At 65.8% G+C, this 13,866-nt stretch carries 13 protein-coding genes and 2 pseudogenes; 8 read left to right on the top strand and 7 right to left on the bottom strand.

Annotated elements, in window-relative coordinates:
• Positions 1-222 precede the first annotated feature (222 nt).
• Positions 223-798 carry a retropepsin-like aspartic protease family protein gene (locus AC27IO_RS02950; RefSeq protein WP_498737197.1) on the top strand — a complete coding sequence of 192 codons (576 nt, stop codon included), beginning with the start codon at positions 223-225 and terminating at the stop codon, positions 796-798.
• Between the two features lie 37 nt (positions 799-835).
• On the opposite strand, the pseudogene mmsB reads toward AC27IO_RS02950, so the two are convergent.
• The 4 genes and pseudogenes from mmsB to AC27IO_RS02930 form a co-directional block, all read right to left on the bottom strand.
• A pseudogene (mmsB, locus tag AC27IO_RS02945) lies at positions 836-1,731 on the bottom strand (3-hydroxyisobutyrate dehydrogenase).
• An 88-nt stretch (positions 1,732-1,819) separates the two neighbouring features.
• On the bottom strand, positions 1,820-2,986 hold the full coding sequence (locus AC27IO_RS02940) for an acyl-CoA dehydrogenase family protein (protein ID WP_498737195.1): 1,167 nt from the start codon (positions 2,984-2,986) through the stop codon (positions 1,820-1,822).
• A gap of 80 nt (positions 2,987-3,066) precedes the next feature.
• Positions 3,067-3,492, bottom strand: coding sequence for a lysozyme inhibitor LprI family protein (locus AC27IO_RS02935; protein ID WP_284425624.1), 426 nt, complete (start codon positions 3,490-3,492; stop codon positions 3,067-3,069).
• 53 nt (positions 3,493-3,545) lie between these two features.
• Entirely contained in the window at positions 3,546-5,084 is a 1,539-nt protein-coding gene (locus tag AC27IO_RS02930) for a CoA-acylating methylmalonate-semialdehyde dehydrogenase (protein WP_498737193.1), read from the bottom strand.
• 242 nt (positions 5,085-5,326) lie between these two features.
• Here AC27IO_RS02930 and AC27IO_RS02925 point away from each other — a divergent pair, with 242 nt between their 5' ends.
• The 3 genes from AC27IO_RS02925 to cycA all read left to right on the top strand — a co-directional run bounded on the left by AC27IO_RS02925 (position 5,327) and on the right by cycA (position 8,815).
• The gene (locus AC27IO_RS02925) at positions 5,327-6,235 is read left to right on the top strand and encodes a LysR family transcriptional regulator (protein WP_284425623.1); all 909 of its coding nucleotides are present in this window, start codon (positions 5,327-5,329) and stop codon (positions 6,233-6,235) included.
• 107 nt (positions 6,236-6,342) lie between these two features.
• Complete coding sequence (locus AC27IO_RS02920) at positions 6,343-6,798, top strand: DUF2846 domain-containing protein (protein ID WP_284431181.1); 456 nt, start codon at positions 6,343-6,345, stop codon at positions 6,796-6,798.
• 565 nt (positions 6,799-7,363) lie between these two features.
• Positions 7,364-8,815, top strand: a complete 1,452-nt coding sequence (gene cycA / locus AC27IO_RS02915; RefSeq protein ID WP_498737190.1) for a D-serine/D-alanine/glycine transporter — start codon at positions 7,364-7,366, stop codon at positions 8,813-8,815.
• 141 nt (positions 8,816-8,956) lie between these two features.
• Here cycA and AC27IO_RS02910 read toward each other — a convergent pair whose 3' ends face one another.
• On the bottom strand, positions 8,957-9,172 hold the full coding sequence (locus AC27IO_RS02910) for a hypothetical protein (RefSeq protein ID WP_498737188.1): 216 nt from the start codon (positions 9,170-9,172) through the stop codon (positions 8,957-8,959).
• Between AC27IO_RS02910 and AC27IO_RS02905 the strand changes: the two genes are divergently transcribed.
• Together AC27IO_RS02905 and AC27IO_RS02900 are read left to right on the top strand one after the other, a co-directional pair.
• Positions 9,165-9,560 (top strand): EF-hand domain-containing protein, encoded by a 396-nt coding sequence (locus AC27IO_RS02905; RefSeq protein ID WP_487088304.1) that lies wholly within the window; start codon positions 9,165-9,167, stop codon positions 9,558-9,560. The genes AC27IO_RS02910 and AC27IO_RS02905 overlap by 8 nt on opposite strands.
• A gap of 127 nt (positions 9,561-9,687) precedes the next feature.
• Positions 9,688-9,951 (top strand): hypothetical protein, encoded by a 264-nt coding sequence (locus tag AC27IO_RS02900; RefSeq protein WP_487088302.1) that lies wholly within the window; start codon positions 9,688-9,690, stop codon positions 9,949-9,951.
• 82 nt (positions 9,952-10,033) lie between these two features.
• On the opposite strand, the gene AC27IO_RS02895 is transcribed toward AC27IO_RS02900, so the two are convergent.
• On the bottom strand, positions 10,034-10,192 hold the full coding sequence (locus AC27IO_RS02895) for a DUF3309 family protein (RefSeq protein ID WP_284404388.1): 159 nt from the start codon (positions 10,190-10,192) through the stop codon (positions 10,034-10,036).
• A 214-nt stretch (positions 10,193-10,406) separates the two neighbouring features.
• Between AC27IO_RS02895 and AC27IO_RS02890 the strand changes: the two genes are divergently transcribed.
• Complete coding sequence (locus AC27IO_RS02890; protein WP_487113982.1) at positions 10,407-11,030, top strand: hypothetical protein; 624 nt, start codon at positions 10,407-10,409, stop codon at positions 11,028-11,030.
• A complete protein-coding gene (locus AC27IO_RS02885) occupies positions 10,996-11,358 on the top strand; it encodes a hypothetical protein (RefSeq protein WP_487088298.1) in 363 nt (120 codons plus the stop codon). Before AC27IO_RS02890 ends, AC27IO_RS02885 begins: the two co-directional genes overlap by 35 nt.
• A gap of 14 nt (positions 11,359-11,372) precedes the next feature.
• Here AC27IO_RS02885 and metE read toward each other — a convergent pair.
• Positions 11,373-13,764: pseudogene (gene metE / locus AC27IO_RS02880) on the bottom strand (5-methyltetrahydropteroyltriglutamate--homocysteine S-methyltransferase).
• Between the last annotated feature and the right edge of the window lie 102 nt (positions 13,765-13,866).

Here is a 13,866-nt window from a genome sequence, read left to right as displayed (position 1 = left end):
GTGTGTCGTGTGATGCGTTGCGCGGTCCTGGCGCCAAGGGTGGATCAGTGGCCGCAACCGTGGTCGCGCGGTGCCCTGGCGGCGCCGCGGGCGAAGGCCCGAGGATGACCGCATGCATGCCCGCAAGGCGTAGGACAACGGCGGCGATGCGCCTGGCGCGGCGCGGCAACGTACGGTGCCTGGGCCATACTCGCCCCAAGCACATTTCCGGAAGGACAACGAATGGCATCGGATGGCGAAGATCGCCAGCGCCTGGTCTCGCGGGGCGGTGGCGACGTGGAAGACGCACACGTGCCCGGCGAGCGCCGCACACGCGCGCTGGCCCGTCGGGGCATGTGGGGCATCCTGGCCTTCTGGCTCGCACTGATGGGCGTGCTGTACGTGGCCATGGACCACTACCTCAAGCCGCGCGGCGCCAGCGTGACGGCGGAGGGTGCCCTGGTGATCCCCCGGCACCGAGACGGGCACTTTCGCGTGGCCGGCACGGTGAACGGCCAGCCCGTCATGTTCATGGTGGACACCGGCGCCAGCCTGGTGGGCGTGACCGATGCAGTCGCGCGCAAGGCCAGCCTCACGGGCGGGGAAGCGACGCAGTTCCGTACCGCCAACGGCACGCGCCAGGGCCGCGTGGTAGTGGCCGATTCGGTCACCGTGCGCTCGCTGGCCGTGTCCGGCCTGCGCGTGGGCACGGGGTACACGGGCGACGATGACGAGGACGCGCTGCTGGGCCAGAATTTCCTGCAGCACTTCGACGTGGAGATCGGGCGCGACCGCATGGTGCTGCGGCCACGCCGCTGAGGGCAGGCCCGGGGGCTGGGCGCTGACCCGCTGCGGGTCAGCCCTTCTTTTGCACCGCCTGGATGATGCTGGAGAAATCCAGCGCCCCCTGGCCGGCCAGGCTGTGCGCCGCATACAGGCTGCGCGCCAGTCCGCCCAGTGGCGTGGCGGCCTTCACGGCCATGGCGTTCTCCTGCGCCAGGCCCAGGTCCTTGAGCATCAGGTCGGTGCCGAAGCCGCCCGCGTAGCCCTTGCTGGCGGGGGCGGTTTCCATGACGCCGGGGTAAGGGTTGTACTTTTCCAGGGCCCAGTTGCCCCCCGAACTGCGGCGCATGATCTCGGACAGCACCTTCGGATCCAACCCGTTGCCACGCCCAGGGCGATGGCCTCGCTGGTGCCCGCCATCAGGATGCCCAGCAGCATGTTGTTGCAGATCTTGGCCGTCTGACCCGCGCCCACGGCGCCGGCGTGGAACAGGTTGGCGCCCATCTTTTCCAGGATGGGGCGGGCGCGCTCCAGGTCGGCGGCATCGCCCCCCACCATGAAGGTCAGCGTGCCGGCCACGGCGCCGCCGGTGCCGCCCGAGACGGGCGCGTCGATGAACGCCAGGCCGCGCGCCTGGGCGGCCTCGGCCACCTTGCGCGAGGTGGCGGCGGCGATGGTGGAGCAGTCGATCACCAGCGTGCCGGGCGCCAGCAGCGGCAGCAGTCCGGGCTGCTGCCCGTTGCCCAGGTACAGCGATTCCACGTGCTGGCTGGCGGGCAGCATGCTGATGAGCACCTCGGCGCCCTGCACAGCCGCCGCCGCATCGGCCGCAATGGCCACGCCGCCTTCGGCCAGCTTGTCGCGCGCCGGCTGGGACAGGTCGAAGGCGCGGACCTCATGCCCCGCCTTGTGCAGGTTCAGCGCCATGGGGCCGCCCATGTTGCCCAGGCCGATGAATGCGATCTTCATGGAAGTGTCTCCTTTGGTTTTGAATGAAACAGGCCTCTGGCGCAATAAGTACTAGGGCGTGTTGCTATGAAATTAGTAGTGAATTCGGTCAGCGGATGGCGTCGGGCGCGTCGCCCTCCAGCATGCGGCGGGCGATGATGACCCGCATGATCTCGTTCGTGCCCTCCAGGATCTGGTGCACGCGCGCGTCGCGCATCAGGCGCTCCAGCGGGTACTCGCGGATGTAGCCGTAGCCGCCGTGCAGCTGCAGCGCCTCGTTGCACACGTTGAAGCCCGCATCGGTGGCGAAGCGCTTGGCCATGGCGCAATAGGTGCTGGCATCGCGCGCGCCCGCATCCAGCTTGGAGGCCGCCAGCCGCACCATCTGGCGCGCGGCCACCAGTTCGGTCGCCATGTCGGCCAGCTTGAACTGCAGCGCCTGGAAGCTCGCAATGGGCTTGCCGAACTGCTTGCGGTCTTGCATGTACTGCTGCGCCTGGGCCAGCGCGCCTTGCGCCGCGCCCACCGAGCAGGTGGCGATGTTGATGCGCCCGCCGTCCAGGCCCTTCATGGCGATCTTGAAGCCCTCGCCCTCGCGCCCCAGCAGGTGGTCGGCCGGAATGCGCACGTTGTCGAAGCTGATGGTGCGGGTGGGCTGGCTGTTCCAGCCCATCTTTTCTTCCTTCTTGCCGTACTGGATGCCCGGCGCATCGGCCGGCACCGCGAAGGCGCTGATGCCCGCCGCGCCCGATGCGGCGTCGCCGGTGCGGGCCATCAGCACCAGCACGTCGGTGCTGCCCGCGCCGCTGATGAACGCCTTGGCGCCGTTGATGACGTATTCGGCGCCTGCCAACTCCGCCCGGGTCTTGAGCGAGGCCGCGTCCGAGCCCGCGCCGGGCTCGGTCAGGCAGTACGAGGCGAGCTTCTCGCCGCTGGCCAGCAGGGGGCCCCAGCGGTCGCGCACGGCATCGGTCGCCCAGGTGCCGAGCATCCAGGTGGCCATGTTGTGGATGGTGATGAAGGCCGTGGTGGAGGGGTCCACCGCCGCCATTTCCTCGAACACCAGGGTGGCGTCGAGCCGGGGCAGGGCGAGGCCGCCCGCGTTCTCGGGGGCGTACAGGCCGCAAAAGCCCAGGGCGCCGGCCGCGGTGATCGCCTCGCGCGGGAAGATGCCCTCGGCGTCCCAGCGGGCTGCGTGCGGCGCCAGTTCGGCGCGCGCGAAGTCGCGGGCCGTCTCGGCGAAGGCGCGCTGTTCTTCGGTCAGTTCAAAGTCCATGGGTCGGGTCTCGCTGGCGGTCGTTCGTTGTTCTGCTTTGTCTCGTTGCGGGCGGGGCGGGGTGGACGGTGGCGGATGCGTTACGGCTTGGCGGAGGGATGGTCCAGCGTCAGCCAGCGCATCAAGCCCTGGCGGCGCGCCTCGGTCTCGGCGGTCAGGCAGGCGTGATACAGGCGCGGCCACTCGGGCAGGCCCTCGGTGGACTGGGTGCCCTGCTTGCACAGCATGGTGCGCTGGCGCTGCCAGGCGGTCTGCTCCTGCCGCAGCTGCGGCCGCTCGTGGGCCGACAGCGCGCGCATCACGTCGCTGTAGAGAATCGCAATGGCCGTGTCCGCCTGCTGGTAGGTTTGCACCGCGCAGGCATTGGTCTCGGCCACCGTGCCCTCGGGTCGGCAGGGTGCGCCCGCCTGGGCGTGGGCCCCCGCGCTGAACAGCAGGGCGCAGGCCGCGCCGCCGCCCCAGGCGAGCGCCGCCCACCGTTTCGTCGTGATCTTGAGAATGTGCATCCTTGGCGTTGTAGCACCGCGCGGCCCCGGCCGGCCGCTCCCGCGCCAGCGGGCTACTTCAGGCTGATGGTGGTGTTCACGCCGTGCGAGATCGTGCTGTCGTCGAACCAGCGCGCCGTGACCGTCTTGGTCTGCGTGTAGAACAGCACGACCTGCTTGCCATACGGCCCCAGGTCGCCCAGCTTGGAAGCGCGCGAGCCCGAGAACGAGAACAGCGGCACGGGCACGGGAATCGGCACGTTGATGCCCACTTGGCCCACGTCGATCTCTTCCTGGAACTTGCGCGCTGCCGCGCCCGACTGCGTGAAGATGGCCGTGCCGTTGCCGTTCGGGTTGTCGTTGATGAAGGCGATCGCTTCATCGATGTCGGCCGCCGCGCCCAGGCACAGCACCGGGCCGAAGACCTCCTGGTCGTAGATGGACATGCCGGGCTTCACGCCGCTGAACACCGTGGGGCCGACGAAGTTGCCTTTTTCGTAGCCCGTCACCTGCGGTTTGCGGCCGTCCAGTTCCAGCGTGGCGCCGTCGGCGATGCCGCGCTCGATCAGGTGTTCCACCCGGTCCTTCGCTGCGCACGAGACCAACGGGCCCACGTCGGTGCCCTTGTCGGTGCCGCCGCTCACCTTGAGCGTCTTGGCCTTGGCGACGAGGTCGGGAATCCACTGCTGGGCCTCGCCCACCAGCACCACCACCGACAGCGCCATGCAGCGCTGGCCCGCAGCGCCGAAGGCGGCGCCCGCCAGGGCGTTGAGCGTCTGCTCCTTGTTGGCGTCTGGCATGACGATGGCGTGGTTCTTCGCGCCCATCATGCATTGCACGCGCTTGCCGTTCAGGCTGGCGCGGTTGTACACGTGCGTGCCCACCTTGGTGCTGCCCACGAAGCTGATCGCCTTGATGTCCGGGTGGTCGCAGATGGCGTTCACCGCGTCCTCGCCGCCGTGCACCACGTTCAGCACGCCCGGGGGCACGCCGGCCTCCAGCGCCAGCTCGCACAGGCGCATGGTCACCATCGGGTCCTGCTCGGAGGGCTTGAGCACGAAGGTGTTGCCCGTGGCGATGGCCATGGGGAACATCCACAACGGGATCATGGCGGGGAAATTGAACGGCGTGATGCCCGCGCACACGCCCAGCGGCTGCATCAGCGTGTAGGTGTCCACGCCGCCGGCCACGTTGTTGGCCAACTCGCCCAGCTGCAGGTTGCCGATGGCGCTGGCGTGCTCCACCACCTCCAGGCCGCGGAACACGTCGCCCTCGGCATCGGGCAGCGTCTTGCCTTGCTCGGCTGTCAGGATCGCGGCCAGTTCGGCCATGTTCTCGCGGATCAGCTGCTGGTACTTGAGGAAGATGCGCGCCCGGGCGCCGATGGCCGTTTTCTTCCAGGTCTTGAAGGCTTCCTTGCCCGAGGCGACGGCGGCGTTGATCTCCTCTGGCGTGGCAAAGGGCACGCGCGCCAGCACTTCCTGCGTGGCGGGGTTCACCACATTGCGCCACTGGGTGGTTTGGGACTCGATGAACTGGCCGCCGATCAGCAGCTTGACGGTGGGGGCCAGGGCGGCCTGTGGGGCCTTTTGAGCGGTGATGGATGCGTCCATGGTGTCTTGTCTCCTGTGTGTGTATGTCATGCGGGGCCGGGACAATGGCCTGAGCGGGCGGCCGGGCAGGGCGCCCGGGCCGCAACCGCGGGCAAATCCCGGTGGCCTGCGCATCCTAGCTGTGCGAAATTGCCAGCACAAGGCGCATGCATGCACCTTGGATTTGCAAATTTGCACAGGCTGCGGCTGGCCGGCCAGCACGCGCCCCACGAAGAACACATGGATGAGAGGGCCTCACACGAATGGAATGGGACAACCTGCGCTACTTCCTGGAGCTGGCGCGCTCCGGCACCCTGGCCGGCGCGGCACGCCGTACGGGCGTGGAGCACACCACGGTGGCCCGCCGCATCCAGTCGCTGGAAAAGCAGATGGGCGCACCGCTGTTCGCACGCGAGGCCGGCGGGCACCGCCTGACGGAGGCGGGCCGGCAACTGCTGCCCGCCGTCGAGGCCATGGAAACCGCGGTGCTCGGCCTGGAGCGCGCGGCCCCGGCCAATGCCGCGGCGGGCCTGTCCGGGGTGGTGCGCGTGGGCGCGACGGAAGGCTTCGGCACGCTCATCCTCGCGCCGCACCTGTCACGGCTCACGCAGAAGAACCCCGGCCTCACCATCGATCTGCTGGCCTTGCCGCGCATGCTGCACCTGTCCCGGCGCGAGGCAGACATCGTCATCTCGCTGGAGCGCCCCGCGCGGGGATCGGTCATCGTCGCCAAGCTGGCGGACTACACGCTGCACCTGTACGGCCAGCGCGAGTACCTGGCCCGTCGCCCGCTGGTCTCGACCCGGGACGATCTGCGCCACCATGCCTTCGTGAGCTATGTGGACGATTTGCTCTTCACCAAGGAACTGCAGTTTCTGGACGCACTGCACCGGCCAGCGCGGTTCGCGTTTCGCAGTACCAGCATCACGGCCCAATACGAAGCGGTGCGCGCTGGCGCGGGATTGGCCGTGCTCCCGGCCTTTCTGGCCGACCGCGATCCGGTGCTGGCCCGGGTGCTGCCCGAAGAAGCCCGATTCACGCGGACCTTCTGGATGAGCATGCCGGCGGAGGCCAAGCACCAGGCACGCATCCAGGCAGTCTGGACCTGGCTGAAAGAGGTTTCTTCCGACAAGACGCTCAAAATCATTCACGCGCCGGATGCGTCGGAATAATAAGAACGTAACTGAATGTATGATTTCGCCGCCTCGGAACCACATGAGTGGTTTGACCGTTTGCATGCCCGAGAACATGCCCTGCGAATTTTGTTGATAAGAAACCCATGAAGAAATTGGCTTTGATTGTTTTAGTGTCCGCTCTGTTTACTGGATGCGCTTCCGTGAAGATGGAAAGTAGGGAAGCTTCGGCAAAGTCAAAGGAATTTTCGCAGCCCAGCGAAGGCCATTCAGGGCTTTATGTCTATCGAGACAGTTTTATAGGCAAAGCAGTCACGAGAAATGTTTGGCTGGATGGGAAATGTCTGGGGGAATCTGGTCCGGATGTCTTCTTTCACACGGAAGTTGCCGGTGGACAAGAGCACGTGATTGCCACGGATTCCGAGTTCTCGCCCAACGAGTTGAAGGTGATGTTCGAGAAAGGCAAAAACTACTTCATCCGGCAATACATGCAGTTCGGTGCGTTCACTGGGAGGACCTACGTCGAACTGATCCCCGAGGCTGAAGGCAAGGCCGCCGTGGCGAAGCTTGAAATGGCTACGGCAGGCACCTGCAGCAGATAACGCCGCCGGACCGATTGCAGCGCGTCGGCTGCACCCTGCGGGCTGCCGGCGCCCGCGATCGGCGCGGCCGTTTATCGATCAGACGATCGTGCTGACTCGGCGGCCCTCCGTCGCGGTGATTGACCGGCGCGAGGGCCTGCTGGATTCGCCTCGAAAAATCGCTCCTTCGGATAATCGGTCCAGCCTGTTTGAATAATCGCCGATTCAAAACCCCGGATTCGAGCCAGAAATAGTCCGGGCCGATGAGCGACCTACCCCCCTGATACACCACACCATGGCGGGCCCTCGTTGCGGATCCACTGCTCGGCTTGCCCTTGGGTCCCACAGCCACGCGGCTGACCGGATCCGCCAACCTTTGGATGCAGCGCTGCACCCATTTGGGGCGTGACTGGTTTATCCTCCCGCCCTTCCATCGGTCAGGGAGGGAATACCCTTAGCCGGGCCAGTCCGGCGTACCGCGCCGTGCGTCTTGGGAGAGAAGCCCGGAAGCGCGATCCATCCAGACACGGCAGTGGCCGCCCTGAATGCCCTTCGCGAGGAAACAACATCAATCAGGAGGTTTTCCATGGCAAACCAGGTTTCGCCCGACATTCCGGGCCGGCACGACAGCGACCATCTGCAGCGCAGTTTGTCCAAACGGCACATCCAGCTCATTGCCATCGGCGGGGCCATCGGCACCGGCCTCTTCATGGGCTCTGGCAAGACGATCAGCCTCGCGGGGCCGTCGATCGTGTTCGTCTACATGATGATCGGCTTCATTCTGTTTTTCGTGATGCGGGCCATGGGCGAGCTGCTGCTGTCCAACCTGCAGTACAAGTCCTTCATCGATTTCGCGGCCGATCTGCTCGGCCCCTGGGCCGGGTTCTTCACCGGCTGGTCTTACTGGTTCTGCTGGATCATCACAGGCATTGCCGACGTGATCGCCATCTCGGCCTACTCGCAGTTCTGGTTCCCCCACCTGCCGCAGTGGGCGCCGGCGCTGGCCTGCGTGGGGCTGCTGCTGTCGCTCAATCTGCTCACGGTGAAGCTCTTCGGCGAGATCGAGTTCTGGTTCGCCATGATCAAGATCGTGGCCATCATGGCGCTGGTGGCGACCGGGTTCTACATGGTCTACGCCCATTTCGTCTCGCCCTCCGGTCGCACGGCGAGCCTGGCCAACCTGTGGAACGACGGCGGCATGTTCCCGCACGGTTGGATGGGGTTCTTCGCCGGCTTCCAGATCGCGGTGTTTGCCTTCGCGGGCATCGAGCTGGTGGGTACGACCGCCGCGGAGGCCAAGGACCCGGAGCGCACGCTGCCGCGCGCGATCAACTCCATTCCGCTGCGCATCATCGTGTTCTATGTGTTCTCGCTGGTGGCCATCATGGCGGTCACCCCGTGGCGCGAAGTGGTGCCCGGCAAGAGCCCGTTCGTCGAGCTGTTCGTGCTGGCCGGGCTGCCCGCGGCGGCCAGCGTGATCAATTTCGTGGTGCTGACCTCGGCGGCCTCGTCGGCCAACAGCGGGGTGTTTTCCACCAGCCGCATGCTGTTCGGTCTGGCCGAGAAAGGCGTGGCGCCCGGCCGCTTCGCGAAGCTGTCGCGCCGGGGCGTGCCTTCGAGCGGACTGCTGTTCTCCTGCTCCTGCCTGCTGGCCGGCGCTTTTCTCATGTGGGTGATTCCGGACCTGGTGGAGGCCTTCACGCTGGTGACCACCGTCTCGGCCATCCTCTACATGTTCGTCTGGTCGATGATCCTGCTGTCCTATATGGCCTACCGTCGCCAGCGGCCGAAGCTGCATGCGGCCTCGCTGTACAAGATGCCGGGCGGCGCCTGGATGTGCGGCGTGTGCCTGGCGTTCTTCGCCGGCATCGTGGTGCTGCTGTCGTTCGAGGCAGACACGCGGCAGGCCCTGCTGGCCACGCCCGCCTGGTTCGTGCTGCTGGCGCTGGCGTATCAGTTCGTCCGGCGCCGGCAGCCGGTACCGGGCCATGCCCCGACGGGGGCGCTGGGTGCCCGCGTGGTATCCGAGCGGGTCTGATTTCCCGATCGCTGGCCGCCATTGCGCGTGGCACCGGAGGGCCATCAATGGGGCGGCTCGGGTGGGCGGCTCGGGTGAGCCATGACAGTTAATGGCCTGGAGATCGGGGCTTTTTCGCCCCATTGGAATTTTCGCCAGGGCCTACCCTGCATGGGCCGGGCGAAGGGCGTTTTCTTGTGTGGACTGCTTCGCCACCGACAGGAGTACTTTGGCGATGACACCCCTTATTTCCGGCCTTGCATCGGTCGCATCCCTGCTGTTCAACGCGTCGTCTTCCGGGGCGGCGAAACCCTCGGCTTCCGCGCGGGACAGCGGCGCTTCGCCCGCCGAGCCCTCCACGCAGATCACCTTGAGCAAAGAAGCCGAGGCGCTGTCCGGCGTCGCGGGCCAGAGCGCGGCCGCATCCGCCCGGGGCCTGGCGGCGCGGTCTTCCCTCGCGTCGTCGCAGGGCGGGTCGGTCTCCACAGAGAATTTTGGAGAGCTGCTCACCCAGTTCGGCGCGACCCAGGCGCAGAAAGAGCAGCTGACGGCCGGGTTCGATGCCAACCACGACGGCAAGATCTCCCAGGAAGAATTCATGAAGGGCCTGGGAGACACATCTGGCGCCAAGACCGCCAACAGCGAACTGTCGCAGGCCATCCTGCAGTTGATGGATCAGGGGGGCAATGCCAATGGGGTGGTGGACGGCAAGGAGTTCGCCCGATTCTCGATGGCATTCATCGCGGCGGAGAAACGGCCTGCGTGATCGGTGGTGAGAGCCACGGGGGCCGTGGGCAAAGGGCCGCACTTGCGAACATTTGCCGGCTCAGGACTGAATCGCAGCACCTGCAATACTCAGCATCCTTGCTGGCTTCCGCATTAGGACTTCGCTCGTGGGTGATCTGATTGGTTTTTTTCTTTGGTCGGTCTTCGAACTCCTCTTCGTGTTCACAGGCCGGCTGGTGATCGGCTTTGCCAGTGGGGGCCGTTGGCGCGGAGAGCGAATGCAAGCCAAAGAAAGCCGCATTCATGGCCCGTCGGGCGCTCTGTCGTTCAAACGAGACGGGGAACGCGTCTTTACGACTGCCGGATTGGGAATCGTCGGTCTCTCTTTTTATGGGTTGTTGGCTTTGGCCCTGTTCTGGGGTGTTTCTTAAGCCGAACAGACGAAAAAAAAGCGGCCTTGGTAGGCCGCCTTTTTGAAAAATCGACACCGCGATAGCACGGCGTCGATCGGGCTTATATCCGGCCCATCAGCAGCAGGACCAGCAGGATCACCACCACCAATCCGATACCGCCGCTGGGACCGTACCCCCACGAGCGGCTGTGGCCCCAGGTAGGCAGGGCACCGATCAAGATCAAGATCAGCACGATGAGCAGGATGAGAGAAATAGACATGGTTTCCTTTGGAGTAGGTGAGTATCGGTAGACCAAGTGTCGAATGCTGAAACAATTGTTTCGGCAGGACTGGGGGCCCTGCACTCGTAGGAGGGGTCCGATGCAAAGTTGTGCTGCCGCCTTCGCTTCGAGGGTGATGCCTTCGCTACTTTTGGGGGAAGGGCGGCGGGCTTGCGCACACTTCGATCACCATCGATCCACGCCCAGGCTTGCCATGACTACTTCTGTGAATAACCTTTCCTCCAATAAGCTGGGAGGGCTTCCCGGCCTGAAGGATTCAGGTTCCGTCAAGGAGCCGACCCTTCAGAGGTCGGAATCGCGCAAAAGCCTGGGTGGCCCCGACGGCCTGCAGGCCAATAGCCAATCGAAAGGGGAGCTTGGAGGCAGCTTGGCACCGCGCTCCAACATCAATTTGCTGCGAAAGAACTCGCTGATTCAGAGCCAGAAGCGAGAACTGAGTGCCGAAGCGGTACGCGACAGCCTGATCAAATCGCGCGATGGTAAAAATTCCGATGACGGTAAAGCCTCCCTGCTGAATGACATTCACAGCAGCCCGCTTTTCCAGAAAATGCAGAAGACCAATAGCGGTAATGAAGACGCGATCATCACGATGACGCCTCCTTCCAAGGAGCAGGTACCTGCCGAAGCGACCGAGGTGCCTGTCAGCGGCCCGCCCACGCCACCCCCGCCACCACCGTTGCCGGTGAAGCCGAGCCACAGCAGCCCGGAAGAAATCAAGTTGGGTATGGACGCGCCCTCTCCTTCGGACACCGATTCCGACAGTGAGACTGAGCTGGACCTGGATGTCCACATCAGCACCGCGCCGAAAAAATCATGACACCCATGAAGAAATCGATGTGCACATGGAAGGGCCGCCTCCTTCGGACAGCGGCTCCGACGATGAGCGCGACATCGATGTCGATGTGCACATCAATGCTGGTCCAGGAAACCAAGGTTTTCATGAAGAAATCCAGGTTGACGAAAAGACGCAGCGGCTGATACGGATGCAAGAACAGCAGGAGGCCAACGCGAACGCGCTGACTGAGTTGAATGTCAGGATTCAGGAACAAGCGGCTATTCGCGACGTGATTGCCAAAATGGCTGAGGCTAATCGCAAGACCGTCGAAGCTGCGGCCAAAGCGATGGTCGACGCAGCACCCAAATAAGCCATCAAAAGTTCTCAGGCGCTGGCTGCCACCTCTGGCTCTGCCACGTTCAAGGTTGCCCACTCGCGTCGCAGCGAGCGAGTGGCGTCCACCATGTTGCGCAGCGCGGCTTCGGTTTCGGGCCAGCCGCGGGTTTTCAGGCCGCAGTCGGGGTTGACCCAGAGGTTTTCCACCGGAACGACCTGCGCGGCCTTCTCCAGCAGGCGCCGCATTTCCTGCACGCCGGGCACGCGGGGCGAGTGGATGTCGTACACGCCAGGACCGATCTCGTTGGGGTACTGAAACTCCCCGAACCCCCGCAGCAGCTCCATGTCGGAGCGGCTGGTCTCGATGGTGATCACGTCGGCATCCATGGCCGCGATCTCGGGCAGGATGTCGTTGAACTCGCTGTAGCACATGTGGGTGTGGATCTGCGTGGTCGAACGCACGCCCGATGCGCTGATGCGAAACGCCCGGGTCGCCCATTGCAGGTAGGTCTTCCAGTCCGCGCGGCGCAGCGGCAGGCCTTCGCGGATGGCGGGCTCGTCGATCTGGATGATGCCGATGCCGGCGCCTTCCAGGTCGGTCACCTCGTCGCGGATCGCCCAGGCGATCTGCTCGGCCGTGCGGCTGCGCGGCTGGTCGTCGCGCACGAAAGACCACTGCAGGATGGTGATGGGCCCGGTCAGCATGCCCTTCATGGGGCGCGGGGTGAGGCTTTGCGCGAAGGCGGTCCAGTCCACCGTCATTGGCCGAGACCGGGCGACGTCGCCGAAGAGGATGGGGGGCTTCACGCAGCGCGATCCGTAGCTTTGCACCCAGCCGTTGGCGGTGAAGGCGAATCCGTCGAGCTGTTCGCCAAAATATTCGACCATGTCGTTGCGCTCGGCCTCGCCATGCACCAGCACGTCCAGGCCCAGGGCCTCCTGCGTGCGCACGGCCCGTTCTATCTCGGCCTGCATGGCGGCGCGGTAGGTGTCCGGGGCCAGTTGGCCGCGCTTGACGGCGGCGCGGGCGGCGCGGATCTCGGCGGTCTGCGGGAACGAGCCGATGGTCGTGGTGGGCAGCAGCGGCAGTTGCAGCCGCTGGCGCTGCGCGGTCTGCCGGACAGGGAAGGGGGGCGGTGCGCTGGTCGGCGCCGGCCGGGGCACTGTCCAGGCGCCGGCCCACATCGGGGCGGTGCACGCGCTGGCTGGAGCGGCGGCTGTCGATGGCGGCGCGCGCGCTGGCCAGGGCCGCCGCATCGGGCTGTCCGTTGAGGGCGCTCTGCAGGGTCTGCAGCTCACCGAGCTTTTCCAGGGCGAAGGCCAGCCAGGATTTCACCTCGGCATCGAGCCGGTCTTCCGACGCCAGGCCGAAAGGCACGTGCAGCAGGGAGCACGAAGGCGCGATCCACAGCGGCCCCCGGTGCTTGGCGGCGATGGCGGCCAGGCGCTCCAGCGCGGCGTCCAGATCGGCCCGCCAGATGTTGCGGCCGTCCACGATGCCGACCGACAGCAGCTTGTGGCTGGGCAGCCAGTCGGTCACGGCGACCAGGTCCTCCGGCGCCCGCACGGCGTCCACGTGCAGGCCGGCCACGGGCAGCTGGCACGCGAGCCGGGTGTTTTCCTGCAGGGGCGAGAAGTAGGTGGCCAGCAGCACCTGGGCGCCGGCGCGGTTGAGCTGCCAGTACGCCGGCTCGAACGCGTGTCGCCAGGCATCGGGCAGGTCCAGGCCCAGGATGGGCTCGTCGATCTGCACCCAGGCCACGCCCTGGCGCTTGAGCCGCGCGAGGATCTGTTCGTACACGTCCAGCAGCGGCTGCAGCAGCGAAAAGCGGTCGAAGCCCTCGGCCTTTTCCTTGCCCAGGTACAGAAAGCTCAGGGGCCCGAGCAGCACCGCCTTGACAGGGTGGCCCAGGGCCTGCGCCTCGGCCACCTCGTCGAACAGGCGCTCGCTGGCCAACCGGAAGGTGGTGGACGGCGTGAATTCCGGCACGAGGTAGTGGTAGTTGGTGTCGAACCACTTTGTCATCTCCAGCGCGAACTGGCTGGCGTGTGGCGTGGCGGGCGCGTGGCCGCAGGCGCCCTGGCCCGACTCGCCCTGGCAGGCGGCCGCGGTGGCGGTGGACTCGCCACGGGCCATCTTGAAGTAGCGGGCCAGTTCGGGCTGGCCGGGCACGAAGCCGTAGCGCGCGGGCTCGGCACCCAGCAGCTGGATGTGGTTGGCCACATGGTCGTAGTAGGCGAAGTCGCCCACGGTGACGAAGGCCAGGCCCGCGTCGCGCTGGGCCTGCCAATGGCGGGCGCGCAGATCGGCGCCCACGGCCTCCAGCGCCTCAGCGGTCAGGTCGCCGCGCCAGTGCTTTTCCAGCGCGACCTTGAGTTCCCGGTGTGCGCCCATGCGCGGAAAACCGAGGGTGTGGGTGGAGATGGGTGATTGGGCCATGGTCGAAATTCCTTTGAATGGGTGGTGCGCTGAGGCAGGCCGCCATGGTCCGGTGATTGCCTTTATTATTCAAACGAAAGTTTTGTGCCCTCATCTTGAGAA

The organism is Acidovorax sp. KNOB132 (assembly GCF_057541515.1).
Note: the sequence above shows the minus strand (reverse complement) of the source record. Positions and strands in the feature narration are given on the sequence as shown.